We start from the raw sequence: 24046 nt of genomic DNA on the forward strand, positions 1-24046 counted from the left end.
CTCACGCCACCTTCCGCGCCGAACGGACGACGCCCGCGAGCGAGTCCGCCGCGAGCTCGTCCAGCCGGACGGCCTCGGCACCGAGCTGACCGGCCAGCCGCTGTGACAACCCGAGCCGCACCGGCCCGGACTCGCAGTCCACCACGACCGAGGCCACGTCCGTGAGCAGCCCCGCGACCGCCGCCGGGTCGGGTCCGTGCGTGGCGCGGCCGTCGGTGACGAGCACGAGCAACGGGCGGCGCGCCGGGTCGCGCAGCCGCTCGACGCGCAGCACCTCCGCCGCGCGCACAAGCCCGGCCGCCAGCGGGGTGCGGCCCCCGGTCGCGAGCCGCTCCAGCCGCCGCGCGCCCGCCTCGACGGAGGACGTCGGCGGCAGCGCAAGGGTGGCCTCCGTTCCCCGGAAGGTGATGAGCCCGACCTTGTCGCGCCGCTGGTAGGCGTCCAGGAGGAGGCTCAGCACCGCGCCCTTGACCGCGCGCATGCGCTGCCGCGCCGCCATCGAGCCGCTCGCGTCGACGACGAACAGCACCAGATTGCCCTCGCGCCCGTCCCGGACGACCTCGCGCAGATCCTCCGCGGCGACGATAAGGCCAGGGCCGCCGCGACCACGGGCGTGCTGGTGCGGCGCGGCGGCGCGCAAGGTCGCGGTCAGGTGCAGGCCGCGCGATCCGGGCTGCGCGCCCGAGACGCGACCGTACGGGCTCCGCGCCTTGGAACGGCGGCCGGGCGCGCCGGTGCCCGTCCCGGGGACGGTGAAGAGCCGGGGCTTGTACGCGGCGTCGGCGGGAGCGGGCTCGTTCGGCGCCGGCGCCGGTGCCTGCCCGTCCGGCGACCGCTGCTCGTCCGAAGCCGGTGGACCGTCACCGTCCCGAGGAGCGGGTCCGCCGCCGTCAGGCCCGCCTGGATCATCGTCGGGAGGCTCCGGCTCGCCGCGCTCCGCGTGCTCGTCCAGCACGTCGTCGAGCTTCTGCTCGTCCAGGCCGGGGGCGTCGAACGGGTCACGGCGGCGGCGATGCGGGAGGGCGAGACGCACGGCCGTCCGCACGTCGTCGGAGGTGACCTCCGTCCGGTCGTGCCACGCGGCCAGCGCGATCGCGGCGCGGGCGGTCACGAGGTCGGCGCGCAGGCCGTCCACCTCGAACGCGGCGCACACCGCCGTGATCTGGCGGAGGGCCGCGTCGGTCAGCACCACCCGCGAGAGCCTGCTCCGCGCGGCGGCGATCCGGCCGGCCAGCTCGGCCTCGGCCTCGGCCCAGCCCGCGGCGAAGTCCACCGGATCGTCATCGAACCGCAGCCGGCGCCGGACGACCTCCGCCCGCTCCCCGGGCTCGCGCGTGGCGGCCACCTCGACGGTCAGCCCGAACCGGTCGAGCAGCTGCGGCCGCAGCTCGCCCTCCTCGGGGTTCATGGTGCCGACGAGCAGGAAGCGCGCCGCGTGCCGGACGGAGACGCCCTCGCGCTCGACGTACGACTCGCCCATCGCGGCGGCGTCGAGGAGCAGGTCGACGAGGTGGTCGTGCAGCAGGTTGACCTCGTCGACGTAGAGGACGCCGCGGTGCGCGGCCGCCAGCAGGCCGGGTTCGAAGGCCTTCACGCCCTCGGTCAGCGCCCGTTCGAGGTCGAGGGAGCCGGTGAGCCGGTCCTCCGACGCGCCGACCGGCAGCTCCACCAGCCGCGCGGGCCTGCGCTCCGCCGAGTCGGCTCCGGCATGCGGGCCGTCGGGGTGCGGGCCGTCGGGGCACTCGGGATCGGGATCACCCGGGTCGCAGGAGAAGCGGCAGCCCGGCACGACGCCGACTTCGGGCAGCAGCCCGGCCAGGGCGCGGACGATCGTGGACTTGGCGGTGCCCTTCTCGCCGCGGACCAGCACGCCGCCCACGCTCGGGGAGACCGCGTTGACCAGCAGGGCCAGCTTGAGATCGGCCATGCCGACGACGGCGGAGAACGGATAGCGGGCACCGGCGCGGCCACGGCGGCTCGCCGGGAGATCGCGGCTGGTCGGCAGATCAGAGGGCACGCCTCATCGTCCTTCCTCGGGTGTCCACGCCCGTGGCGGTCAGGTCCGACGGCCGGAGTCTCCTGGCTCCCGGATCACCGCTCCCCCTCAGCCTTCCAGCGTTGCCGCCGTGGCGCACCAGAGAGGGAACTCCCCTGGTCACAGTTGCGGGACAGCCCCGGAATCGCACCGGGTTCCTCCGCTTCCGTCGCAGGCCAAGGATGGCACACCGCCGCGGGCCGCCCAAGAGGCGGCCGGGCGGCGGCCGCGAGGCGGCCGGGCGGGCGGGCTATTGGCGATGTGCCAATAACGTGTTCTACTGAGGTCATGCGACGAACCGGTGGACTTCCCTTCCGGCCAGGCGACGTCTCCTGGACGGTCATGCGCGAGCCGGTGCTCGGCCTCGGCGCCGCGCCGACGCTCCTGCTGCAGGTGACGCACCCGCTCGTGGCCGCGGGCGTCGAGCAGTACTCCGACTTCGAGAGCGACCCGTTCGCCCGGCTGTGGCGGACGGCCGACATCATGCTCAAGCTGTCGTTCGCCGAACCCGAGGTCTCGGCCCGCCAGTCCGCCAAGCTGCGGCGCGTGCACGAACGCGTCACCGGCGTCTCGGACGAGGGCGTCCGCTACCGCGCGCTGGATCCCGACCTCCTGCTCTGGGTCTGGGCGACGCTGGTGCACAACGGGCTCGACCTCTACCAGCGCACGTTCGGACGGCTGCCGTCAGGCGACCGCGAGCGGTTCTACCAGGAGCAGAAGCTGATCGCGTACGCGTGCGGCGTCCCCGAGGGCCACTGTCCCGTCATCTACGAGGACTTCCGCGCTTACTTCGACCGGATCGTCCAGGAGGAACTGCGCCCGACCACCGTCTCGGCCAAGCTCCTCGACACCACCCGCAAGCTGCCCATGCCGTGGCCGCTGGGCCCCGCCTACATCCGGCTCAACCTGCTCGCCGCCGGAGCGCTGCTGCCGCCCCGGCTGCGGAGCGAGCTGGGCGTCCCGTGGAGCCGGACGCGCTCCCTCGCGTTCGCCTCCCTCATCGAGGCCAACAAGACGGCGACCAAGGTCGTGCCCGTGTCGGTACGGCACCGCCCCACCGCCTACCTTGTCGCGCGGGAGCGGCCGTTGCGGCTCTTCGGGCAACCGCGGCGCCGGGCGGCATAGGCTGTCGGAGTGGCCCCTCCGTCTTCACGCCGTGCCGCCAGGGCGAGCTATCAGCGGCTTCCCCGGGATGAACGGCGCGACCAGATCCTCGGCGTGGCCCGCAGGATGTTCACCGAGCTGGCCTACGCCGACGTCTCCACCGCCGCGATCGCGCGCGAGGCGGGCGTCCAGCGCGGGCTGATCCACTACTACTTCGGCACGAAGCGCGAGCTGTTCCTGGAGGTCGTGCGCGGGCTCACGCTCAGTTACGCCGGCCAGGCCCCGCCGGCCGATGCCGCGATGCCGCTGGAAGAGACGGTCGACCTCTGCGTGCACCTGTTCCTGGACGCCGCCGAGACCAACGCCGACACCTGGCTCGCCGCCCTCGACGCGGAGGGTTTCGGTCAGGATCCGGAGCTGCGGCGCATCGTCAACAAGACCCGTGACGTGACGGTCGAGCACATGCTCACGGTGCTGCGCGTGCCCGAGCCGACCGATACCTTGCGCGCCGTGCTCCGCACGTACTCCGGGCTGGCCGAGACGGCGACCCGCCAGTGGCTTCAGGAGAAGACGCTCAGCCGCGCCCAGGTGCACACGCTGCTGGCCGGGTCGCTGCTCGTCCTCGTCAGGGACATCGCACCCGCCGTCGAACGAGCCTGAGCCCGAGCGCTCAGCCAGATCGGCGACCGCTCAGGCGCCGCCGGACGTCTCGCGCCAGGTTCACGCCGCGCCGGAGCACAGGCGCCGCGAAGCTCAGGCGGCGCTCGTTCAGGCGGCGCTCGTTCAGGCGGCGCCGGGTTCGGGTGGGGCGTCGTCGGATGTGGGCGCCGGGCTCGAAGGGCTCAGGAACGTGGCGGGCACGGGCACCGCGAACCACACGGCCTTGCCGGGGATCGGCGGGCCCAGCCGGGAGAGGGTGTGCAGGACCCCCCAGCGGCCCTCGGAGAGCTCACGGACGATGCTGAGACCGCGGCCGCAGTCGCCGGACGTCCACGAATAGCCGGGCAGGCGGGCGTCGGCGTCACCGTCGAAGACGGCGCAGCGGACCTCGCGCGCCGGGGCCGGACGTGCGGCGGCCGGATGCGCCGGGCCCGTGGCCGCCGTCGCGGGAGGGATCCGCGCGCCGGGCCGTTCGCCGAGATAGAGCCAGAGCTCGTGCGGGCCGTGCTCGGCCGCGTGCTGGTGGGCGTTGGTCACCAGCTCGCTGACCATCAGCTGGGCGTCGCCGACCGTGTCGCGGCCCACCCCCAGGCCGGTGAGCGCTTCGGCCAGCACCGACCGGGCGTACCCGGCACAGCCGGGCCCGCGCGGGAGCGCCCACACCCAGCCGGGCAGCTCCGTATCATCGTCCGTGAACTCAGGCGAAGCCTTCACGGGTCCTCCCGCGGTTACGTTCCGTACTGCGCGGCCTCGTACTGCTCCGTCACTTTCAGTCCCCGACCGGTCACGTTTCAGCGTCGCGTGAGAATCTCGCCGCCGCAACTCTCTTCGCGAGATTGCTCTCACCGGCGCGGCGCAATCCCGCCGTAGCGGACGGTCCGGATACGGAACTCTCACCTCCGCGAACGGCCGGCCCGCGGCGCGCGGCCGGGCCGCCCTTCCGGCAAGACTAGAACGTGTTCTAGTATCGCCGGTGCTTCCACTCATCGGAGGGTGACCCGTGACGGCAGAACTCAAGCTCGGCATCAACGTCGGCTACTGGCAGCGTGACCCCGACGACCAGACCGAGACCGTGCTGGCGGCCGAGCGGCTCGGCTACGACGCGGTCTTCACCGCGGAGGCCTACGGCTCGGACGCCTTCACCCCGCTGACCTGGTACGCCGCCCGTACGTCCCGGATCAAACTGGGCACCGCCGTGGTCCAGATGTCGGCCCGCACCCCGGCCGCGACCGCGATGCACGCGCTGACCCTCGACGCCCTGTCCGGGGGCCGGGTGATCCTCGGGCTGGGCGCGTCCGGGCCGCAGGTGGTGGAGGGCTGGTACGGCGTGCCGTTCCCCAAGCCGCTCGCGCGCACCCGCGAGTACCTCGACATCGTCCGCCAGGTGTGGCGCCGCGAGGGCCCGGTGACGAACGAGGGCCCGCACTATCCGCTGCCCTACCCGGGTGGCGCGGGCCTCGGCAAGCCGCTCAAGTCGATCGTGCATCCCGTCCGGCCGGAGATCCCGATCTATCTGGGCGCCGAGGGGCCGAAGAACATCGCGCTGGCGACCACGAACACCCAGGGCTGGCTGCCGCTGTTCGTGGACCCCCAGCAGATCGACACGCTCTTCGGCGAGTCGCTGGCCGGCCGGCCGGACGACTTCGAGATCGCCGCGACCGTCACCACCATCGTGACCGACGACCTCGACGCCGCCCTGGAGTTCGCCAAGATCCCGCTCGCGTTCTACATCGGCGGGATGGGCGCGCGCGACCACAACTTCCACCTCGACCTGATCGGCCGGCTCGGGTTCGCCGAGCAGGCCAAGCGCGTGCAGGAGCTGTTCCTGGACGGCCGGCGGCACGAGGCGATCCAGGCCGTGCCGGCCGAGCTGGCCGACTCCATCTCGCTGCTCGGCCCGATCGGCCGCATCAAGGAGCGCCTGCAGCTGTGGCGCGGCAGCCCGGTCACGACGCTCCTCATCGCGGGCGTCCGGGACGAGCCCACGCTGCGCGAGATCCGCGACCTCGTGCACGCCTGATCGCGGCCCCTGACCGCCCCGGGCCCCTCGGTCAGAAGGGGTACGGGGCGATCTCGCCGCGCATCGTGACCCACTGGGTCTCGGTGAACGCCTCGATGTTGGCGTCCGGGCCGCCGAAACGGGACCCGTTGCCCGAGGCGGCGAGGCCGCCGAACGGCACGGTGGGCTCGTCGTTCACCGTCTGGTCGTTGATGTGGACCAGCCCGGTCGGCACGGCGTCCGCGACGCGCATCGCCTCGCCCACGTCGCCGAGGATCCCCAGCGACAGGCCGTACTCGCTGTCCGCCGCCAGCGCGATCGCGTCGTCGACCGTGCGGAACGGCACGACCGGCGCGACCGGGCCGAACACCTCCTGGGCGTACGCGGGCATGTCGGGCGTCACCTCCGCCAGGACGGTCGGCCGGTAGAAGAGGCCCTCATGCGTGCCGCCCGCCGCCAGCCGCGCGCCCGCCCCGACGCTGTCGCGGACGAGCCCGTCGATCCGCTCCAGCTGTGACCGGTCGATGATGGGGCCGAGCGCCACCTGCTCGGCGGCCGGGTCGCCGACCGGCAGCTTGTCGGCCTTGTCGGCGAGCGCCGCCACGTACTCCTCGTGCAGGCTCTCGTGCACCAGCTGGCGGCCGGTGGTCATGCAGATCTGCCCCTGGTGGAGGAACGAGCCCCACGCGCCGGCCGACACCGCCTTGGCGACGTCGGCGCCGGGCAGCACGATGAGCGCGCTGTTGCCGCCGAGCTCCAGGTGGGCGCGCTTGAGCAGCCGCCCGCACGCCTCCCCGACGCGGCGGCCCGCCCGGGTGGAGCCGGTGAACGAGACGACCCGCACCTCCGGCGCCGCGATGACGGCCTCGCCCACGTCCGTCCCGCCCGGCAGCACGTGCAGCAGCCCGGCGGGCAGGCCCGCCTCCTCGAAGATCCGCGCGACGACCACCCCGCCGCAGACGGCCGTCCGCGGGTCGGGCTTGAGCAGCACCGCGTTCCCGAGGGCGAGCGCGGGCGCCACCGACCGCATCGAGAGGATCAGCGGGACGTTGAACGGGGCGATCACGGTGACGACCCCGGCCGGGCGGCGCCGGGCCAGGCTCCAGCGGGGCTGTGCGGACGGCAGCACCAGACCCTGCGGATGCGAGGCGAGGGCGGCGGCCTCGTAGCAGAGCTGCTCCGCGAAGTGCGTCTCCAGCTGCGCCTTGGGCGGGATCGACCCCGCCTCGCGGACGATCCAGCCCTCGATCTCCGCGGCGTGCTCGGCGAAGAGCCGGCCGGCGGTGCGCAGGACGGCGGCCCGCTCCTCGTAGGTGCGCGCCGCCCAGTCACGCTGCGCTTCCGCGGCCCGGGTCGCGGCGGCCGCCACGTCCGCGGCGCCGGCCCGGCCGAGCCCGCCGAGCGTGGCGCCGGTCGCCGGCTCGACGACGTCGTACGCGCCGCCCGCCGGGCCGGCCCACCCCCCGTTGAAGATCTTGCCGGTCCAGATCCCGGAGTCGAGCAGCGTCATGGTTCCTCCTCGGCGCGAGCCGGGGGCCAGGCGCGGGGTGGATGCGGGCCCCCTCGCGATCGTGGCCCCCGAAACGCCCGCACGCACGCCGGCCCTTCCGCTGAGCGGAAGAAACCACTCAAAACGGGCGGCGGAATGTACGGGGGCGCGCCGGCGCTACATCGGATGTCCACAAGACTTGATCGACAGAAGCTCCTTGGAGAGGGACACACGATGTCCAGCCCGCAGGCCGGCGCCGCCCGGTTGCTCGTTCGCGCACTGGAGGCCGAGGGCGTCGAGTACGTCTTCGGCATTCCCGGCGAGGAGAACATCCACTTCGTCGACGCGGTCAACGACTCCTCGATCCGCTACGTCCTCGTCCGCCACGAGCAGGGCGCGGCGTTCATGGCCGAGATCTACGGCCGGCTCACCGGCAAGGCGGGCGTGGCCTCCGCGACGCTCGGCCCCGGCGCGATCAACCTGCAGCTCGGCGTCGCCGACGCGACCACCAACAGCACCCCGGTCGTCGCCATCTCCGCCCAGGTCGGGCTGGACCGCATCTACAAGGAGTCGCACCAGATCGTCGACCTGGTGTCCCTCTTCCGGCCGATCACCAAGTGGGCCGAGCTGGCGCCGACCCCCGAGGCGCTGCCCGAGATGATCCGCAAGGCGTTCAAGACCGCGCAGACCGAACGTCCCGGCGCCGTCTACCTGGCGATCCCGGAGGACGTCGAAGCCGCCCAGGTGTCGCCCGACCTCAAGCCGCTCCCGCTCAACGTCGTCCGCCCGCAGGAGCCCTCACCGGCGCAGATCGCCCGCGCCGCCGACGTCATCGCCCTAGCGAGGCAGCCCATCGTGCTGGCCGGTCACGGCGCGACCCGCGCCCGGGCGAGCCAGGCGCTCATCCACTTCTCCGAACAGCTCGGGCTGCCGGTCGCCACCACGTTCAACGGCAAGGGCGTCTTCCCCGACGACCACCGCAACGCGCTCGGCGCGGTCGGGTTCATGCGCCACGACTACGTCAACTTCGGCTTCGACGAGGCGGACGTCATCATCGCGGTGGGCTACGAGCTGCAGGAGTTCGACCCGGTCAAGGTCAATCCCAAGGTCGACAAGAAGATCATCCACATTCATCGGTTCCCGGCCGAGGTGGACGACCACTACCCGGTCGAGGTGGGCATCCAGGGCGACATCTCGCGCTCGCTCCGCGCCCTCGCCGAGTCCGTCCACCGCCGCTTCGACGTCAACGGCACGGGCCGCAAGATCCGCGACCTGATGGCCGAGGAGCTCCGCCAGGGCAGGTCCGAAGACGGCTTCCCGCTCTCGCCGCGCCGCATCGTCGCCGACATCCGCGAGGCGATGGGCCGCGACGACATCGTGCTCGCGGACACGGGCGCGGTGAAGATGTGGATGGCCCGCATGTACCCGACGTACGAGCCCAACACGCTGCTGGTGTCCAACGGCCTGTCGTCGATGGGCTTCGCGGTGCCGGGCGCGCTCGCCGCCAAGCTCGCCCACCCCGACCGGCGCGTGCTGGCGGCCACCGGCGACGGCGCGTTCCTCATGAACTCCCAGGAGCTCGAGACCGCCGTCCGCGAGAACATCCCGATCACCGTCCTCATCTGGGAGGACGACGCGTACGGCCTGATCGAGTGGAAGATGGACCTGGAGATGGGCCGCAACTCGAACATCCGGTTCAACAATCCCGACTTCGTCAAGTACGCGGAGAGCTTCGGCGCCAAGGGCTATCGCGTCACGTCCGCCGCCGAACTGCTGCCCACCCTCCAGAAGGCCCTGTCCGACGACGGCGTCTCGGTCATCACGGTCCCGGTCGACTACTCCCACAACCTCCAGCTCACGAGCAAGCTGGGCGAACTCACCGACGCCCTGTGACGCGAGAGCGATGACTTTCGCGGCGCCGCCTGGTCTCCATGTCACGACCATCGATGAGGAGATCTCCATGACGACGGACCTTGGTCCCGCCACCCGGCGACTCGCCGAACTGCTCGTGACCGTGACCGATGATCAGCTCACGCTGCCGACGCCGTGTCCCGAGTACACGCTGGGAGACCTGATCGACCACATCAACGGGCTGACGCTGGCGTTCACCGTCGCCGCCGCCAAGGGCACGCTGCCCGGCGGGTCGCAGGCCCCGTCCGGCGACGCCTCGCGCCTCCCCGCCGGCTGGCGCGAGTCCCTCCCGAAGGGGCTCGCCGGGCTGGCCGAGGCGTGGCGCAAGCCGGACGCGTGGGAGGGGATGGCCCAGGCCGGCGGGGTCGACCTGCCGGGCCAGGTGGCCGGGCTGGTGGCGCTGAACGAGGTCGTCGTGCACGGCTGGGACGTCGCCCGGTCCGTCGCGCGGCCGTACGAGGCCGCGCCGGAGACGGTCGAGGCCTGCCTGAGCTTCGTGTCCCAGGCTCCCGGCGACGGCGACGGCCCGTTCGGCAAGCCCGTCGAGGTGCCCGCCGACGCCCCGCCCCTCGACCGCCTCGTCGCCCTGACCGGCCGGGACCCCCGCTGGTCCGCGGCGTGAACCAGGTCAGGGGCGGCAGATGATCTCGCCGTGGGGGACGGCGAACCAGCCGTCCTCAGCGGCGGCCCAGGCCTTCCAGCCGGCGTAGATCCGTTCGAGGTCGGTGCGGGTGGCGTGGCCTCCGGCGACGGCGTGGTCGGCGACGGAGGAGTTCAGCAGGCGGCCGCCCCATGACTCGCTCCACCACTCGCGCTCTTCCGGCGTGGAGTAGCACCAGATGGAGGCGCCGGCGGTGACGTCGGTGAAGCCCGCCTCGCGTGCCCAGGAGAGCAGGCGGCGGCCTCCGTCGGGTTCGCCGCCGTTGCCGCGCGCGGTCTTGTAGTAGATCGGCATCCACTCGTCCATGCCGGGCGGATTCGGGTGCCAGACGAAGCCGCCGAAGTCGGCGTCGCGAGCCGCCACCACGCCGCCCGGCTTGCAGACGCGTCGCATCTCGCGCAGCGCCTGCACCGGGTCGGCCACATGCTGCAGGACCTGGTGGGCGTGCACGATGTCGAACGTGTCGCTGGGGAAGCTCAGCGCGAGGACGTCCTCTACCGCGAAGTCGATGTCCACATCGCGTCTGGCGGCCTCTTGGGCCGCCTGTTCCAGCACATCCTCCGACGCGTCGATGGCGGTGACGCGGCCGGGCGCCACCCGTTCGGCCAGGTCCGCGGTGATGGTCCCGGGGCCGCAACCGACGTCCAGGACCGAGGCGCCGGCGTGCAGGTGCTCGATCAGGTAGGCCGCGGAGTTCTCCACGGTGCGCCAGGTGTGCGAGCTCAGCACCGTCTTGTGGAAGCCGTGCGTGTAGGCGGGCATCGAAGGCACCTCTCGTCGCTGTGACTGATGCCCTCTTACGATAAGCAGTCTTCTCAAAATTTGAGAACTGTGTCTTGTTATATGAGATTGCCGGATGCGGGGCTGCGGAGGAAACACGACTTTCAGGTTCGGCTCACCGGACCTCCAGGTTGACCGATCAGCCTCGGGCGGCATGAGATTCCGGCATGCCGCGCTTCGCACCGGGGTCGCCGCCGTCACCACGATCGCGGTGGTGGGCCTGACCGTGCACGAGCAGCCCGACAACGCGCCGATGGCCGCGACGCCGCGAGCGCCGGTCGCCGCACCCGCCCCGGCGATCACGCCGGCACCCGCGCCGACGCATGAGCCGACGCCGTCGGAGCGGACGCGGGTGTCGCGCGCGATCAGGAAGTATCTGGACGACCGGGCGGGACGCGTCTCGGTGGCAGTCAAGGATCTGGCCACGGGCACCACGTACTCGTACGGGAGCAAGGTCCGGACCGCGACGGCCAGCATCGTCAAGGTGGACATCCTGATGGCGCTCCTGCTCCAGGCCCAGCGCGACGAGCGTGCGCTCAGCGCCTACGAGAGGTCGCTCGCGGCCCAGATGATCCAGCACAGCGACAACGGCGCGGCTTCGACGTTGTGGAGCTCGATCGGCGGCGGGGCCGGGTTGGACAAGGCCAACCGCAAGCTCGGACTCAAGCAGACAACCGCCGGGCCTGGCGGAGCGTGGGGTTCGACCACGACGAGCGCCGCCGACCAGCTGCGGCTGCTCGGCGCGCTGACCTCGAAGAAGAGCCCGCTCTCCGCGAAGCACCGGAGTTACGTGCTGCGCCTGATGGAGGGCGTGGTGGACGAGCAGGCCTGGGGCGTCAGCGCGGCCGCGGAGCGGGACGCGACGGTCGCGCTCAAGAACGGCTGGCTGCCGCGCCAGGTGGACGGCGGGGCCTGGACCGTCAACAGCATCGGCCGGATCAGCGGCGGCGGGCACGACTGCCTGGTCGCCGTCATCTCGGCCGGCCATCCCTCGCTGCCGGCCGGGGTGGCGACGGTCGAACGCGTCGCCACCCTCGCGACGAGGGCCGTCCGCCCCCGAAAGGCGAACGGATAGGCGCCCTGCGGACAGGCGTCGCGCACACAGGCGCCGCGCACATCCGCCCTGCGGACATCCGCTGTGCGGGCGGGCGTCGTGCACACAGGTGCCGTGCGGACAAGTGCCGCGCGGGCGGGCGTTGTGCGGGGCGTTTATGCGGCCAGCGGTACGAGGTGCGGTGCGAGCGGGCGGTAGATGGGAAGGGGCTCGACCACGGCGATCGCGGCGGGCGCGGCGACGGGGATCTCAGGCTCGGCATAGGTGTTGAGCGCCAGGCTGGCGGCGGTATGCGTCAGCCACGGCTCGACGACGGTGCGCTCTGCGGGCCCGCTCAACCACGGGCGGGAGAGGTGATGGAACGTGAATGCGTTCACTGCGACGACCCCTTCCTGCTTCACCGGCGGAGCGCCGGTCGGGATACCCGGAGGTACGCACCGAACGACTCCTTGGTTCGATGTGTATTCCCCGGTGTCTCCCCGGTCACGCTGCGAACTTACGCCTCACCTCTGACATTTTTTCGAACGTGCGTTCGCTCAGAGCAGGCGATACATGATGTGGAGGCCCACGTAACCCTCGGTGGGGTGCAAGAACCCTTCCTTCAGGGTCGCCACGACCTCCATGCCGAGGGAACGCCACAGGCGTACGGCACGCTCGTTGGTCTCCACGACCGCGTTGAACTGCATCGCGCGGTAGCCCTCGGCGCGCGCCCAGTCCATGACGTGCTCCCCCAGCGCCCGGCCCACGCCCCGGCCCGCGTGCTCGGGCGCGACCATGAAGCTCGCGCTCGCGATGTGCGAGGCGGGCCCCATGTGGTTGGGGTTCATGTTGGCCGTGCCGAGCACGACGCCGCCGGCGCCGACCGCGACGACCGTCCGGCCCGGCGGCTCCTTCATCCAGAACAGGCGGGCGCGTTCCGCGTCGATGTCGCGCGGCCAGCTGAACGTGTCACCGGCAGCGACGATCTCGTGCAGGAACGGCCAGATCGCCGGCCAGTCGCCGGCCGTCGCTTCCCGGATCTCCATGCCCTCAGCATGCCCGCGCCGCCCATGCGGACGCGACGCGTTTTCCCGTCAGTCCGGGCGCGGCGCCGGGTCGGTGGTGACCGAGCGCAGCAGCGGGCGGCTCAGCGCGCCGGCGCCGATGATCCCGGCGAATCCCAGCACGACGAACGCGGCCAGCGTCAGCGCGCCCGAGGACCCGAACCCGGCGGCGAACGGCGCGGCGAAGAACAACCCCGTCAGCAACGATCCACCGCCCATGATGGCGAGCGGGATCAGGGTCTCCTGGCGCCGCGCCTTGTCGAGCACCTCCAGCGGCGTGCCCGCCAGCCGCAGCATCGCGTAGGTCTGCCGCCGGTCCAGCACGGCCGACGCGCCGGTGATGCCCGCGCTGGTGATGGCGATGAGGAACGAGACGATGAGCACGGTGAGCGCGCCCGTACGCAGGTCCGCCAGCAGGTAGAGCTCCGCTCCCGAGCCCGCCGGGGGCGTGGGGCTCACGCCGGGGACGACGCCGTGCAGCGCCGTGCGGGCCCGGTCGATCGCGGCGTCCCCGCCCGGCACCGTGATCTCCAGTGTCCGGGCACCGTCGTCGACAGCGGACTTGCCCACCGTCACCTTGGCCGGGATCCCGGCCAGCCGGTCCCTGGCCTGGTCCGCCACCGCGGTCGCCCGCGCCGCCGGAACGGTGAGCCGCATCCGGTCCTCGGCGTCGGCGCCCGGCATCGCGGCCGGGTTCATCAGCGACAGGAAGCCCGCGACGAATCCGGTGAGCGCCACTCCCGCGACGGTCCGCCAAGCGGCGCGCGGGTCGTCGACCAGGCGGCGGCCCGCCAGCAGCCGGGCGGGCCCGCGCGCAGTGCCGGCCGTGACGCGGCCGATCAGCGCGATCACCCAGGGCCCCACCAGGTTGATGGACAGGAACCCGAGTCCGAGGAAGACCACGAGGATGACGGCGCCCGTCCTGCCCATCGCCGTGAGGTTGCCGCTGACCAGCGCGAACGCGACCACGATGGCGCCGAACACGACCAGCCGGATCGCCTTCATGCCCGGCGGCGTCTCCCGCTTGGCCACGCCGAGCGGGCTGACGACGACGCGGCGCAGGCCCACGATGGCGCTGACACCGACGAGCACGGGCACCGCGACGAGGACGGCGGCCAGCGGCGGCAGGCCGGGCCACAGATCGCTCGCGAACCAGCCGCCCCCGCCGATCGTGATCCGCGTGAGCGCCGGGATCGCCGCCGCGTACAGCAGCGCCCCGGCGACGGCGCCCGCCGCCGCGGTGAGCATCGCCTCGGCCGCGGTGATCGCGACCACCTGCCCGGGCGTGGCGCCGACCAGGCGCAGCGCGGCCAGCCGCTGGTCGCGGCGGGCGACCGTGAGCCGGGCGGCGGCGCCGCCGAAGACCAGCAGCGGCACGACCATCAGCACCGAGGCGATGATCGCCAGCACCTGGTAGATCTGCGGGGTCGTCGACACCGCGCCGGTGGCGTAGTGATCGATCCGCGCCGGTGACGCGGTCGTGTCCGCGCCCATCTCGCTACCGCGCTCGACGGTCATGGCCGGATCGGCCGCTGTGCGACCGGCCACCGCCACGAGCTCACCGGGATGAACGAGCGCCGCGTCCCCGAGGATCCCCGTCGGCGCCCCGGCGGGGAACCGCTTCGCCAGCTGGTCGGCGGGCAGCTTCTTGATCAGGTCGGCGAGCGCGGGCGAGACCCAGAACTCGCCCGGCTTGGGGAACGCCTTCATCCCCGGCGGCACCGGCGGCGCCCCCTTCGCGGCCCCGCTCATGGCCGCGAGGTCGACGATCGTGATCGGCGTGCCCCGCACATAGTCGGTGTCCATCGCCTGGACGGCCGTCGCGGGGCCCGACGGCTTGGCGGGATGCCGCCAGGCGTCGGCGTCGGCGCGCTCCGAGAAGGCGTGGTTGGCGCCGACCGCGAACAGCAGCAGCCCGGTGGAGACCGCGACGGCGGCGAACGTGAGCAGCGAGCCCAGCAGGCCCCGGCGACCGCCGCCGCGCAGCAGCCGCCACGAGAGTCCGAGGGTCGTGCGCGTCACGCGGCACCGCCCGCGGGCACCAGCAGCCGCCCGTCACGGACCTCGACCGTGCGGTCGCACCAGCGCGCCACGTTGGGGTCGTGCGTCACCACGACCAGCGAGGCGTCGTTGTGCCGGGTGGCCTCGACCAGCAGCCGCATCGTCTCGTGGCCGGTGTTCTGGTCGAGGGCGCCGGTGGGCTCGTCGGCGAAGACCACCGCGGGCCGGGTCACCAGCGCGCGGGCAATCGCCACACGCTGGGCCTGGCCGCCGGACAGCTCGCCCGGCCGCCGCCCCTCCATCCCGGCGAGCCCGAGCGGCCCGAACCAGCCGCGGGCGGCGCGGACGGCCTCGCCGCGCGCGACCCCGCCGAGCATGAGCGGCAGGCCCACGTTCTCGTCGGCGGGCAGCTCCGGCAGCAGCTGGCCGAACTGGAACACGAACCCGAAGCGGGTGCGCCGCAGCTCGCTGCGGCGCCGCTCGCCGAGCGCGTCGATGCGCTGCCCGAGCAGCAGCACCTCGCCCGCGTCCGGCTTCATGATCCCGGCCAGGCAGTGCAGCAGGGTCGACTTGCCGGAGCCGGACGGGCCCATGATCGCCACGGCCTCGCCGCGGCCGACGGCGAGGTCCACCCCGCCGAGGGCGACGACCGGCCCGAACCGCTTGACCAGGCCGTGCCCGGAGAGGACGGGCTGCGAGAGGGCGGGCTGGGGGGCGACGGGCTGGGGGGCGACGGGCTGGGGGACGACGGGCTGGGGGAGGACGGGCTCGGTCACGCCGCGGCCTTCCGCTCGTCGCGGAACGACTCGGTGATCTCCTTGGCCGGCATGATCAGGCCCGCGTAGACGACGAAGACGGCGAAGAGGACGGCGATCGGGACATAGAGCAGATATATGGCGTTCATGTCTCAAGCGTGCGTTGACGGCCAGGTCAGCCGCATCGGACGCAGGGCCGGTCCTGAATCGCCCGTATCGGCCGAATGGTCGATACGGGGATCAGGCCCGGGTCGTAGCCTGCGTAACCATGAGTGACTCAGGGACCCGGCTGGACCGCGTCACGTCGGTGGGCGGCTGCCTCGTCCGCGGCACCGCCGGCGGGCTCGCGGCCCTCTTCCTGCTCTTGTGCCTTGTCGCCGTCATCAGCCAGGGCGAGGGCCAGGGCGAGAGCTCCCTCACGACGTACCTCGGGATGATCGTCATCGCCGCGGTCTGCGCCTGGGCGGCCCTGACCACCAAGTGGTTCCTGTTCTGGACCCTGACGGCCGCGGCCATGTCGATCCTTTTCACGGTGTTCGCGGCGCTGGCAGGGCCGCGGATCGACAACCCGAGCATGCTGCTGGAGTTCTGCGGGCTGCTGGTCCTGGTGGCCCGGGTGGTCTGGCGGCAGCCGCGCGAACGCCTGGTGGCGCTGACCGTCGTGATCGGCGGCGCGGCGGTGTCCATGCCGGCGCGCGGCGGCTCGGCCGTCAACCAGGTGCTCTTCACCGCGCCGCTGACCGTCATGGTGGCGGTCGCGATCGGCGCCGGGCTGTGGTTGCGGGCGATCGACGCGCGCCGGGCCCGCGCGCTGGTGGCCGCGCGCCGCGACGAACGCCTCGAACTGGCCCGCGACCTGCACGACTTCGTCGCCCATCACGTCACGGGCATCGTCGTCCAGGCGCAGGCGGCCCGGTTCATCGCCGGGTCGGGCGCGGCGCAGAGCCCGGAGCAGCTCGACACGATGTTCGCGGGCATCGAGAAGGCGGGCACCGAGGCGCTGACGTCGATGCGGCGGATGGTCGGCCTGCTGCGCGAGGCCCAGGACACGAGCGCGGACGGTGATTCCAGGACCCGCCCGGTCGGCGATCTCAGCCAGGTGGCCGAGCTCGTCGCGGGGTTCACCGACCCGCCCGCGTCCCTGGAGATCGCCGGCGAGCTGGGCGTCCTGGCGCCCGAGGTGACCACCTCGATCCACCGGATCGTCCAGGAGGCGCTGACGAACGCGCGCAAGCACGCCGCCTACGCCACGGCCGTCCAGGTCGGCATCTGCCGGACGGCGCGGGGCGTCGAGGTGACCGTGCGCGACAACGGGCGCGGGCCGTCCCAGGCGGCCCGGCGGCGGCTGCCGTCGGGCGGGTTCGGGCTGGTCGGGCTGGGTGAACGCGTCGAGGCGCTCGGCGGCCGGGTCTACGCCGGCCCCCGGCCCGAGGGCGGCTGGGAGGTCGTCGCGGTGCTCCCCGACCCCGATCACCTGCCACAATCGGGATCGTGACCATCCGCGTACTGATCGCCGACGACCAGGAGATGGTCCGGACCGGATTCCGGATGATCATCAATTCGCAGCCCGATCTGGAGGTGGTCGGCGAGGCCGCCGACGGCGCCGAGGCGGTCGAGCTCGCCCGGCGGCTGCGGCCCGACGTCTGCCTGTTCGACATCCGGATGCCCACGATGGACGGGCTGGCGGCGACCCGCCTGCTGGCCGGGCCGGACGTGGCCGAGCCGCTGCGGGTGGTCATCGTCACGACGTTCGACATGGACGAGTACGTGTACGGGGCGCTGCGCGGCGGCGCGACGGGCTTCCTGCTCAAGGACAGCGGCCCCGCCCTCCTCGTCGAGGCGGTGCGCGCGGCGGCCAATGGCGAGGCCATGGTCTCGCCCTCCATCACCGTCCGGCTCCTGAAGAACCTCGCCCGTCCCCCGGCCGCCGCGGCGGCGCGGCAGCCGGGCGAGCCGCTCACCGGACGCGAGCTGGACGTCGTGCGGCTCGTCGCGCGCGGCCGGACGAACGAGGAGATCGCCGCCGAGCTGTTCGTGTCGATCTCCACGGTCAAGACCCACCTCGGCAGCGTCCATCGCAAGCTCTCCGCGCGGAACCGCGTCGAGGTCGCCGCCTGGGCCTGGGAGTCCGGCCTTGGCCGTTAGCGGACCACGCGCGACGGCCACCGGGAGATCCGGCACGGCGCCGATGGGCACGGCTTGCTGAACGGCTTGCCCAACGGTGTCCCCGCCACCGTCCTGGTGGTGTGGATCGCCGCGGTCATCGGCTGGGGCGTGGTCGCGGGCGGGCTGGGCCGCGGGCTGTCCGGCTACCCGCGCCGGCTGGCCCTGCTGGCACACGTCCTGACCCTGCCCGGGGTGGTGCTGTTCCCGTCGATCCTGGGGTTCGGTTTCCTGTACGCCTCGATCGCGGCCGCCGCCGAATGGTGGGCGCTGATCCTGGTGACCCGGGGCCGGCCCGAACGCCTCGTTCTCCGGGGTGACCTGCGGGGTCTGGCGGCCTGGCTCGCGCTCACCGGCGGCGCCGCGACGATCGCCGCCCACATGATCCTTTGACCGGCGCCGACCAGCCGTTGGGCAACCGGCGGCAAAGCCACGTAGCATCCGAGGCAGCGGTGGGCAAAGGATCTCGGAGGTGCGGGCAATGCCGTGTGCGCTGTGCGGCGACATCATCCCGACCGAAGTCGTGCGCTGCCCGGCCTGCGGGGCCTGGGCGCGGCGCCGCGACTTCCGCGCCGTCGGCATCGCCGTGTTCATGCTGCTCGGCTTCAACGCCTTCGTCGCGCTCGGCTCCGGCATCAGCCTGCTGCGGCTGATCGACCCGCTCCACGACGCCACCCACGACACCTACGACCCCGCCACCACCGGCAAGGCGCTCAGCCCGTACGCCGACGTCTTCCTGGTCTGCGGGATCATGGCGGTGATCACGGGCCTGCTCTATCTCGGCTGGTTGTGGCGGGCCTACCGGCAGTCCGCGGGGCCGCACCGGCACCACCGGGCCTGGGTGGTCTTCGGCTGGGTCCTGCCCGTGGTCAACCTGTGGATGCCCCCGCGGCTGGTCTACGACATCTGGGTCAGCAGCGGCCGCTACCGCACCGCCGAACGGCATGTGGTCGCCGTGATCGTGGGCGGCTGGTGGGCCTGCGTGCTGCTGGGCATCGGCCTCGCCCGGATGTTCTCGGCCAGCAGCGTCAACACGCTGGCGGACGCCCGCTACTCGGTCCACCTGGGCGTGGCCGCGGCCGCCTTCCAGGCCCTCGCCGCCGCGCTCTGCATGATGAACGTCTTCCAGATCACCCGTCTCCAGGTGCGCTCCCCCGTCCTGCTCTGAACCGCCCGCGAGATCAGCCGGAGCTGCCGCCGCTGGCGTGCCAGAACCGGCCGGGCGGACGCTTGACGGCGCCGCCCGCATGGCCAATATGGGGGCCAAGCGCAGCTTGTCCTTTGGGAGGGTGGTTGGGCGGGGGCTGTGGGATGGCATAGGGGGACATCGCGAACCCGTTGGCGTAGACGATCCGGTTCGCCACCCCGGGGCCGGTCGCCGCCTCGTCCGCGGCCGCCATCAGCCGCCGCACGGCGGGCATCCCGCCCCGCCGCCACTCCTCGTACAGGCCCACCAGATCCCAGCAGGCGGTGGCGTTGAGCGTGACCGCCCGCAAGCCGGGACGCCGGACCCGGCCGCGGATCACCAGCAGCCACGAGCCGAAGACGGTCGCCGCGCAGCGATCCTGCACCGACTCGAAGAACGTGGCGTCCACCGGCCCGGTCGCGTCGTCCACGGTGGCGAAGATGACCCGCTGCCCGGACCGCACCGCCGGTGTCTGGGTGGCGACCTTGACCCCCGCCACCAGCACCTCGGCGCCCGCCCGCCGCCCGGGCAGGTCGCGGGCGCGGACGACGCCGAGCGCCGCCAGCAGCTCGTCGTAGAAGCTCAGCACATGTCGGCTCACGTCCATGCCGAGGATCGCGAGCTCCGCCTCGACCATCTCGGCCGGGGTCATCGCGGGCAGCTCCCCGGCGGGGATCTCCTCGGCGAACTCGCCGAACCCGTCGCCGTCCAGCGGCAACTGGCCCTCCATCGCCAGCGCCGCCGCTCCGCTCGCCCGGTCGAGCGCCCCCACCCGGCACAGCAGATCGCGCCGCGACACCCCGTCGCCGTGCAGGTCGTCGAAGGCGCCCGCCATGACCAGGCGTTCCGCGATGGGACGAGAGACATGGGCACGCCGCCAGAAGTCACGCAGGGAGGAGTAAGGCCGCCCGTCACGCTCCCCGACGATGCGCTCCACCTCGGCCTCGCTGATCCCCTTGACTTCGTTCAACGCCACCCTGATCCCGGAGGAACCGCAGTATTCCTCGAGGGGGGACGACCCCCCACACCCCCCGCAGCGCGAAGTGGGCGGCTCCGCCGCCGTGCAAGCGCCGCCGCAAACAGCCTCTACATGCCAGGTCTCGGCTGAGCGGTTGACGTCGAGCGGCAGGATCGGGACGCCGAAGTGCCGGGCGTCGTCGAGGATGACCCGCTTGGGATACATGCCGGGATCGTGGGTGAGCACCCCGGCATAGAAGGCCGCCGGATGGTGCCGCTTCAGCCACGCCGACTGGTAGGTGGGCAGGGCGAACGAGGCGGCGTGGGCCTTGCAGAAGCCGAACGCGCCGAACGCCGTGAGCATGCGCCACACCTTTTCGACCGTGGGCCCGTCGTAGCCGCGCGCCAGGGCCAGCTCCCGGAACCACGCCGCCACCTGCTCCTGCCCGGCCTCGGTCGCCAGGCTCCGCCGCGCCGCCTCGGCGTCGGAGAGCCCGCAGCCGGTCATGACGTCGAGCACCCGCAGCACCTGCTCGTGGAAGACCACCACGCCGAGGCTTTCCCGGAGCACCGGGATCAGGTCGGGATGCGGGTAGTCGGGCTGCCGCCGGCCGTACCGGCTCTCGAGAAACGGCCGCACCATGTCGGCGTTCACCGGCCCCGGCCGGAACAGCGAGATGTCGATCACCAGATCGGCCAGATCGCGCGGCTGCAGCTTGCCGACCAGCTCACGCTGCCCCGGCGACTCGATCTGGAAGCAGCCGAGGGTCCGGGACGAGCGGATCATCTCGTACGTGGGGCCGTCGTCGTGCGGCACGGCCTCCAGCTCGATCCGCTCGCCCGTGACGCGCGCGATCTCCGCGACCGTGTGGGCCATCGCCGACTGCATGCGGACGCCGATGACGTCGAGCTTGAGCAGCCCCATGGCCTCGACGTCCTCCTTGTCGAACTGGCTCATGGGGAACCCGAGCAGGCTCTGCTCCACGGCGGTGCGGTCGCGCAGCGTCGCGTTCGACAGCAGGACCCCGCAGGGGTGCATCGCGATGTGGCGGGGCAGCCCGTCCAGCCGCTCGGCGATCCGGAAGATCACATCGAGCTGCCCCTGGGCCAGGTTGCTCTGCCGCAGCTCCGGCAGGTCGCGCAGGGCGGCGCGGATCTGCCGGGCCCGGATGTGCGGGAACGCCTTGGCGATCGCGTCGATCTCGTGCGGCGGCAGCCCGACCGCGTTGCCGACGTCGCGGAGGGCGCTGCGGGCCCGGTAGGTCTCCATCATCGAGACGCACGCGACGCTGTCGTGACCGAAACGTTCGAAGAGCGCCCGGTAGGCCTCCAGCCGCCGCGCCGACTCCACGTCCAGGTCGATGTCCGGCAGGCCCTCGCGGCTATCGGCCAGGAACCGTTCCATCACCAGGTCGTGCCGCAGCGGGTCCAGGTCGCCGATGCCGAGCACGTAGTTGACCAGGCTGCCCGCCCCCGACCCGCGGATCGCGCAGCGGATGCCGCGCGCCCGGATCAGCGCGGCGGCCTCGGCGACCGTGAGGAAGTAGGCGGCCAGGCCCTTGCGCTTGATGATCCCCAGCTCGTGGTCGAGGCGCGCGGTGGCCTCCGGCGTCGCCAGGTCGCGCCGCACTCGCCCCGCCTCGCATCGGGCGACGAGCCGTTCGTACGGGTCGCCAGGCACGTCCGGCAGGTGGGTCCGGTCCATGCCGAGGTCGCGGGCGGGGTCGAGGACGCAGCGTGCGGCCAGCTCGCGCGTGTCGGCCAGCAACCGTTCCACCTCGCCCGCCGCGCCGGGCCCGACGGTCAGCTCGGCGACCCGGCGCATCTCGGGTTCGGACTTCAGGTAGGCGTGGCCGGTCCGATCGTCGAGATGCCGCCGGTGCAGCGGGACGAGGCGCCGCGTCACGTCCAGCACCTGCGCGACCGGATGGTCGGCGGGCCCCAGGTAGCGCACCGCGTTGCCCAGGACGGCCGGGACCCCGGCGGCGCGGGCGAGGGCGAGCATCCGGGCGGCGCGGTGGCCGGCTCCGAGATCGTGGTGGTTGACGATCTCGATGACCACCTCGGCGTGCTCCCGCCAGGCCGCGAGCCGCCGCGCGGCCAGGTCGGGCAGGCGATCGGCGATGGCCTGCCCCACGTCGGAGGCCGGCCCCAGCAAGACCACCACGCCCTCGGCGTGCGCGCCGATCAGCTCGCGGCCGGCGATCGGCTTCCCCCGCTCGCCCTGCCCGCCCGCCGGCTCCGCGGCGCCGTGGGCGGCGGTCACCAGACGGCACAACGACCGCCACCCCGCGCCGCCCACCGCCAGGACGACGGCGCGCCGCCGCCCGGGCATCGTCAGATCGGCGCCGAGGACGGGCCGGACGCCGGCGGCACGGCAGGCCCGCACATGCTTGACCGCCCCGTACAGACCGTCGCGGTCGGTCAGCGCGAGACTCTCCATGCCCAGCTCGGCCGCCCGTTCGGCCAGCGCCCGCGGCGTCGCGGCGCCGTGGCGCAGCGAGTAGGCGGAGGCGACATGCAGCTGCACGGCCGCCTCAGTCCCACACCCGGGAGAGCATCCAGTCACCGGTCGCGGTGTCGTGGCGCAGCTCGTAGACGCCGACCTCGGTCTCCGGAGACGCCTCGACCCGCCAGAACTCCCGTTCGCCGGTCGCCTCCTCGTCGGGCTGTTGCTCCCGCCACCAGTCGCGGGTGGTGACCCAGTGCTCCAGCACCCTGCGGACGGTGTAGAGCCGCCCCCTCCAGACGAACCTGACCGGACGCCCATCGGTCACCCAGACGTCCACGGGATCCCCGAATACGCGAGTCATCTGCCTCCCCCGGCCCTTAGATCATGTGATCGCCGCACGGGGGAAGGCATGCAGCCCGTTTCGAACATACGTTCGCCACGAGTCTAGGGAAGGTCACCGTCCGGAGGCAAGGCGGGGTCGCCGCGCGGGCGTCCGGAAGCGGGATTACCAGCGCGCCGGCCGGGGTTGTTCCCTGCGGATCGCCGGGCCCTCAGGTGAGGATGCGGACCAGCTGGTCGGCGACCCTGGCGACCTTGCCGACGTCGGCGATGCCGCCACCGGTCCAGAGATAGGACCAGCCCTCACCGGAAGGGGTCGCGACGACCATGACCTGCCGCCGGGTGATCGGGTGGGCGATGCCGAGCACCGACTCCTCGGGGCCGGCCAGCCGCCATCTGAGACCGCGCGCCTCGGCCTCGTACGCGAGCGCGGCGAGATGGTGCCGCCGCACTTCGGCGATTTCCCGCGCACCGACAACAGACACCACGATCAGCCGCCTCGTCAGGGGTGTGAAGCACCGGACGCTCGAGGAATCCCACAGGATCGAGCAATCCGTTTCCTGCCCCGGGGGGCCGGCCGGCCTACGTAACGTAGGGGAACTAGATGCTTACGTACCGCTTCAAAGGTGGGACCCGGCGGAAGTCCGCGCGCCGTCCGGCCGGTCGAGCCGTCCACGGACCGGCGCGCCGTGATAAGACCCCTTAAGGCGCCGATCCTGCCGAGTTCTGCTCGTCCCTTCCCCCCATGACAGGAGACCGACGATGACCGCAGCCGCCGCGAACGACGGCCGCGCGCTCTCGGGAACGCTGGACGGGCTCCGCGAGCGCAAGAAGCAGCGGACCCGGGTGGCCCTCATCGACGCCGCCCTCGACCTGTTCCTCGCCCAGGGGTACGAGGCGACCACGATCGACGAGATCGTGGCGGCGGTGGACGTCTCCCAGCGCACGTTCTTCCGCTACTTCGCCACCAAAGAGGACGTCGTGATGGACACCATGGTCCAGTACGACCAGATCCTGCTGGACGCGCTGGCCGCCCGCCCGCCCGGCGAGAAACCCCTCACCGCGCTGTTCGCCAGCCTCCGCGTCGTCCTGCAGGACATCGCGGCGAGCGGGCCGGACGAGAGCGCCCGGTTCCGCAAGATCCACCAGATCGTGGAGACGACGCCCGCCCTCGTGCACGGGCACATGGCCCGCCACAAGGAGACCGAGAAGGTGCTCGCCGGCGGCGTCGCCCGCCGGCTCGGCGTGGACCCCGAGACCGACCTGCGCCCGCTGCTGATCGTCGCGTTCTACACCGCCTCGGTGCGGGTGGCCTTCGAGGACTGCGCCCGGCACGAGATCTGGGACGCCCCCACCGTCGCGGCGCGCGTCGAGGAGAGCGTCGCGCTGGCCCACGCCACCCTCCGCGACCTGGTCTGACTCCCGATCTCGCACGGACGGCCGGAATAGGATCCACG

General features: G+C 72.8%; 23 protein-coding genes and 1 riboswitch. Of the genes, 11 read left to right on the forward strand and 12 right to left on the reverse strand.

The window, feature by feature from the left end:
• Position 1: 1 nt before the first annotated feature.
• Entirely contained in the window at positions 2 to 2017 is a 2016-nt protein-coding gene (locus ACGFNU_RS30875) for a putative cobaltochelatase (protein ID WP_392599276.1), read from the reverse strand.
• A 32-nt stretch (positions 2018 to 2049) separates the two neighbouring features.
• Positions 2050 to 2245, reverse strand: a riboswitch (cobalamin riboswitch).
• 78 nt (positions 2246 to 2323) lie between these two features.
• Here ACGFNU_RS30875 and ACGFNU_RS30880 point away from each other — a divergent pair.
• Together ACGFNU_RS30880 and ACGFNU_RS30885 are read left to right on the forward strand one after the other, a co-directional pair.
• Positions 2324 to 3160, forward strand: coding sequence for an oxygenase MpaB family protein (locus tag ACGFNU_RS30880; protein WP_392599277.1), 837 nt, complete (start codon positions 2324 to 2326; stop codon positions 3158 to 3160).
• Between the two features lie 9 nt (positions 3161 to 3169).
• Complete coding sequence (locus ACGFNU_RS30885) at positions 3170 to 3799, forward strand: TetR/AcrR family transcriptional regulator (protein ID WP_392599278.1); 630 nt, start codon at positions 3170 to 3172, stop codon at positions 3797 to 3799.
• 123 nt (positions 3800 to 3922) lie between these two features.
• Here the strand turns inward: ACGFNU_RS30885 and ACGFNU_RS30890 are convergent, their stop codons facing one another.
• Entirely contained in the window at positions 3923 to 4513 is a 591-nt protein-coding gene (locus tag ACGFNU_RS30890) for an ATP-binding protein (RefSeq protein ID WP_392599280.1), read from the reverse strand.
• A 286-nt stretch (positions 4514 to 4799) separates the two neighbouring features.
• Here ACGFNU_RS30890 and ACGFNU_RS30895 point away from each other — a divergent pair, with 286 nt between their 5' ends.
• Entirely contained in the window at positions 4800 to 5819 is a 1020-nt protein-coding gene (locus ACGFNU_RS30895) for an LLM class F420-dependent oxidoreductase (protein WP_392599282.1), read from the forward strand.
• A 31-nt stretch (positions 5820 to 5850) separates the two neighbouring features.
• On the opposite strand, the gene ACGFNU_RS30900 is transcribed toward ACGFNU_RS30895, so the two are convergent.
• On the reverse strand, positions 5851 to 7308 hold the full coding sequence (locus tag ACGFNU_RS30900) for a benzaldehyde dehydrogenase (protein WP_392599284.1): 1458 nt from the start codon (positions 7306 to 7308) through the stop codon (positions 5851 to 5853).
• Positions 7309 to 7521: 213 nt separating this feature from the next.
• On the opposite strand from ACGFNU_RS30900, the gene ACGFNU_RS30905 reads away from it, so the two are divergent.
• Together ACGFNU_RS30905 and ACGFNU_RS30910 are read left to right on the forward strand one after the other, a co-directional pair.
• Entirely contained in the window at positions 7522 to 9180 is a 1659-nt protein-coding gene (locus ACGFNU_RS30905) for an acetolactate synthase large subunit (protein ID WP_392599286.1), read from the forward strand.
• 67 nt (positions 9181 to 9247) lie between these two features.
• Complete coding sequence (locus tag ACGFNU_RS30910) at positions 9248 to 9820, forward strand: TIGR03086 family metal-binding protein (protein WP_392599288.1); 573 nt, start codon at positions 9248 to 9250, stop codon at positions 9818 to 9820.
• A gap of 6 nt (positions 9821 to 9826) precedes the next feature.
• On the opposite strand, the gene ACGFNU_RS30915 is transcribed toward ACGFNU_RS30910, so the two are convergent.
• The gene (locus ACGFNU_RS30915; protein ID WP_392599290.1) at positions 9827 to 10621 is read right to left on the reverse strand and encodes a methyltransferase domain-containing protein; all 795 of its coding nucleotides are present in this window, start codon (positions 10619 to 10621) and stop codon (positions 9827 to 9829) included.
• A gap of 172 nt (positions 10622 to 10793) precedes the next feature.
• Here ACGFNU_RS30915 and ACGFNU_RS30920 point away from each other — a divergent pair, with 172 nt between their 5' ends.
• Positions 10794 to 11714, forward strand: a complete 921-nt coding sequence (locus ACGFNU_RS30920) for a serine hydrolase (protein WP_392599291.1) — start codon at positions 10794 to 10796, stop codon at positions 11712 to 11714.
• A gap of 134 nt (positions 11715 to 11848) precedes the next feature.
• Here the strand turns inward: ACGFNU_RS30920 and ACGFNU_RS30925 are convergent, their stop codons facing one another.
• From ACGFNU_RS30925 to ACGFNU_RS30945, 5 genes are all read right to left on the reverse strand, one after another.
• Positions 11849 to 12070: a hypothetical protein gene (locus ACGFNU_RS30925; RefSeq protein WP_392599293.1), complete on the reverse strand. Its 222-nt coding sequence runs from the start codon at positions 12068 to 12070 to the stop codon at positions 11849 to 11851.
• A 159-nt stretch (positions 12071 to 12229) separates the two neighbouring features.
• On the reverse strand, positions 12230 to 12718 hold the full coding sequence (locus ACGFNU_RS30930) for a GNAT family N-acetyltransferase (protein ID WP_392599294.1): 489 nt from the start codon (positions 12716 to 12718) through the stop codon (positions 12230 to 12232).
• A 48-nt stretch (positions 12719 to 12766) separates the two neighbouring features.
• Positions 12767 to 14758, reverse strand: coding sequence for an FtsX-like permease family protein (locus ACGFNU_RS30935; RefSeq protein WP_392599296.1), 1992 nt, complete (start codon positions 14756 to 14758; stop codon positions 12767 to 12769).
• Positions 14755 to 15408, reverse strand: a complete 654-nt coding sequence (locus tag ACGFNU_RS30940) for an ABC transporter ATP-binding protein (RefSeq protein ID WP_392599747.1) — start codon at positions 15406 to 15408, stop codon at positions 14755 to 14757. The genes ACGFNU_RS30935 and ACGFNU_RS30940 overlap by 4 nt, the downstream gene beginning before the upstream one ends.
• A 101-nt stretch (positions 15409 to 15509) precedes the next feature.
• Positions 15510 to 15641 carry a hypothetical protein gene (locus tag ACGFNU_RS30945; RefSeq protein WP_392599297.1) on the reverse strand — a complete coding sequence of 44 codons (132 nt, stop codon included), beginning with the start codon at positions 15639 to 15641 and terminating at the stop codon, positions 15510 to 15512.
• Positions 15642 to 15760: 119 nt separating this feature from the next.
• On the opposite strand from ACGFNU_RS30945, the gene ACGFNU_RS30950 reads away from it, so the two are divergent.
• The 4 genes from ACGFNU_RS30950 (at position 15761) to ACGFNU_RS30965 (ending at position 18823) form a co-directional block, all read left to right on the forward strand.
• Entirely contained in the window at positions 15761 to 16987 is a 1227-nt protein-coding gene (locus ACGFNU_RS30950; protein WP_392599299.1) for a sensor histidine kinase, read from the forward strand.
• Positions 16984 to 17637, forward strand: a complete 654-nt coding sequence (locus ACGFNU_RS30955; RefSeq protein WP_392599301.1) for a response regulator — start codon at positions 16984 to 16986, stop codon at positions 17635 to 17637. The genes ACGFNU_RS30950 and ACGFNU_RS30955 overlap by 4 nt, the downstream gene beginning before the upstream one ends.
• Positions 17638 to 17703: 66 nt before the next feature.
• The gene (locus ACGFNU_RS30960; RefSeq protein WP_392599303.1) at positions 17704 to 18048 is read left to right on the forward strand and encodes a hypothetical protein; all 345 of its coding nucleotides are present in this window, start codon (positions 17704 to 17706) and stop codon (positions 18046 to 18048) included.
• An 88-nt stretch (positions 18049 to 18136) separates the two neighbouring features.
• A complete protein-coding gene (locus ACGFNU_RS30965; protein ID WP_392599304.1) occupies positions 18137 to 18823 on the forward strand; it encodes a DUF4328 domain-containing protein in 687 nt (228 codons plus the stop codon).
• 13 nt (positions 18824 to 18836) lie between these two features.
• Here the strand turns inward: ACGFNU_RS30965 and ACGFNU_RS30970 are convergent, their stop codons facing one another.
• The 3 genes from ACGFNU_RS30970 to ACGFNU_RS30980 form a co-directional block, all read right to left on the reverse strand.
• Entirely contained in the window at positions 18837 to 22328 is a 3492-nt protein-coding gene (locus tag ACGFNU_RS30970) for a DNA polymerase III subunit alpha (RefSeq protein ID WP_392599306.1), read from the reverse strand.
• Positions 22329 to 22335: 7 nt separating this feature from the next.
• The gene (locus tag ACGFNU_RS30975) at positions 22336 to 22611 is read right to left on the reverse strand and encodes a DUF6504 family protein (RefSeq protein ID WP_392599308.1); all 276 of its coding nucleotides are present in this window, start codon (positions 22609 to 22611) and stop codon (positions 22336 to 22338) included.
• 190 nt (positions 22612 to 22801) lie between these two features.
• Positions 22802 to 23077: a hypothetical protein gene (locus ACGFNU_RS30980; protein ID WP_392599310.1), complete on the reverse strand. Its 276-nt coding sequence runs from the start codon at positions 23075 to 23077 to the stop codon at positions 22802 to 22804.
• A 274-nt stretch (positions 23078 to 23351) separates the two neighbouring features.
• Between ACGFNU_RS30980 and ACGFNU_RS30985 the strand changes: the two genes are divergently transcribed.
• Positions 23352 to 24008 (forward strand): TetR family transcriptional regulator, encoded by a 657-nt coding sequence (locus ACGFNU_RS30985; RefSeq protein WP_392599312.1) that lies wholly within the window; start codon positions 23352 to 23354, stop codon positions 24006 to 24008.
• Positions 24009 to 24046 lie beyond the last annotated feature (38 nt).

Origin of the sequence: Spirillospora sp. NPDC048911, from assembly GCF_043198015.1 — a bacterium.
Lineage (GTDB): Bacteria > Actinomycetota > Actinomycetes > Streptosporangiales > Streptosporangiaceae > Spirillospora.

What these genes read in the sequence shown, in the direction of transcription:
- ACGFNU_RS30950 (WP_392599299.1), top strand. Translation starts at nt 15,761, where the DNA reads ATGAGTGACTCAGGGACCCGGCTGGACCGCGTCACGTCGGTGGGCGGC.
- ACGFNU_RS30900 (WP_392599284.1), bottom strand. Translation starts at nt 7,308, where the DNA reads ATGACGCTGCTCGACTCCGGGATCTGGACCGGCAAGATCTTCAACGGG.
- ACGFNU_RS30910 (WP_392599288.1), top strand. Translation starts at nt 9,248, where the DNA reads ATGACGACGGACCTTGGTCCCGCCACCCGGCGACTCGCCGAACTGCTC.
- ACGFNU_RS30880 (WP_392599277.1), top strand. Translation starts at nt 2,324, where the DNA reads ATGCGACGAACCGGTGGACTTCCCTTCCGGCCAGGCGACGTCTCCTGG.
- ACGFNU_RS30915 (WP_392599290.1), bottom strand. Translation starts at nt 10,621, where the DNA reads ATGCCCGCCTACACGCACGGCTTCCACAAGACGGTGCTGAGCTCGCAC.
- ACGFNU_RS30985 (WP_392599312.1), top strand. Translation starts at nt 23,352, where the DNA reads ATGACCGCAGCCGCCGCGAACGACGGCCGCGCGCTCTCGGGAACGCTG.
- ACGFNU_RS30905 (WP_392599286.1), top strand. Translation starts at nt 7,522, where the DNA reads ATGTCCAGCCCGCAGGCCGGCGCCGCCCGGTTGCTCGTTCGCGCACTG.
- ACGFNU_RS30975 (WP_392599308.1), bottom strand. Translation starts at nt 22,611, where the DNA reads ATGACTCGCGTATTCGGGGATCCCGTGGACGTCTGGGTGACCGATGGG.
- ACGFNU_RS30920 (WP_392599291.1), top strand. Translation starts at nt 10,794, where the DNA reads ATGAGATTCCGGCATGCCGCGCTTCGCACCGGGGTCGCCGCCGTCACC.
- ACGFNU_RS30965 (WP_392599304.1), top strand. Translation starts at nt 18,137, where the DNA reads ATGCCGTGTGCGCTGTGCGGCGACATCATCCCGACCGAAGTCGTGCGC.
- ACGFNU_RS30930 (WP_392599294.1), bottom strand. Translation starts at nt 12,718, where the DNA reads ATGGAGATCCGGGAAGCGACGGCCGGCGACTGGCCGGCGATCTGGCCG.
- ACGFNU_RS30945 (WP_392599297.1), bottom strand. Translation starts at nt 15,641, where the DNA reads ATGAACGCCATATATCTGCTCTATGTCCCGATCGCCGTCCTCTTCGCC.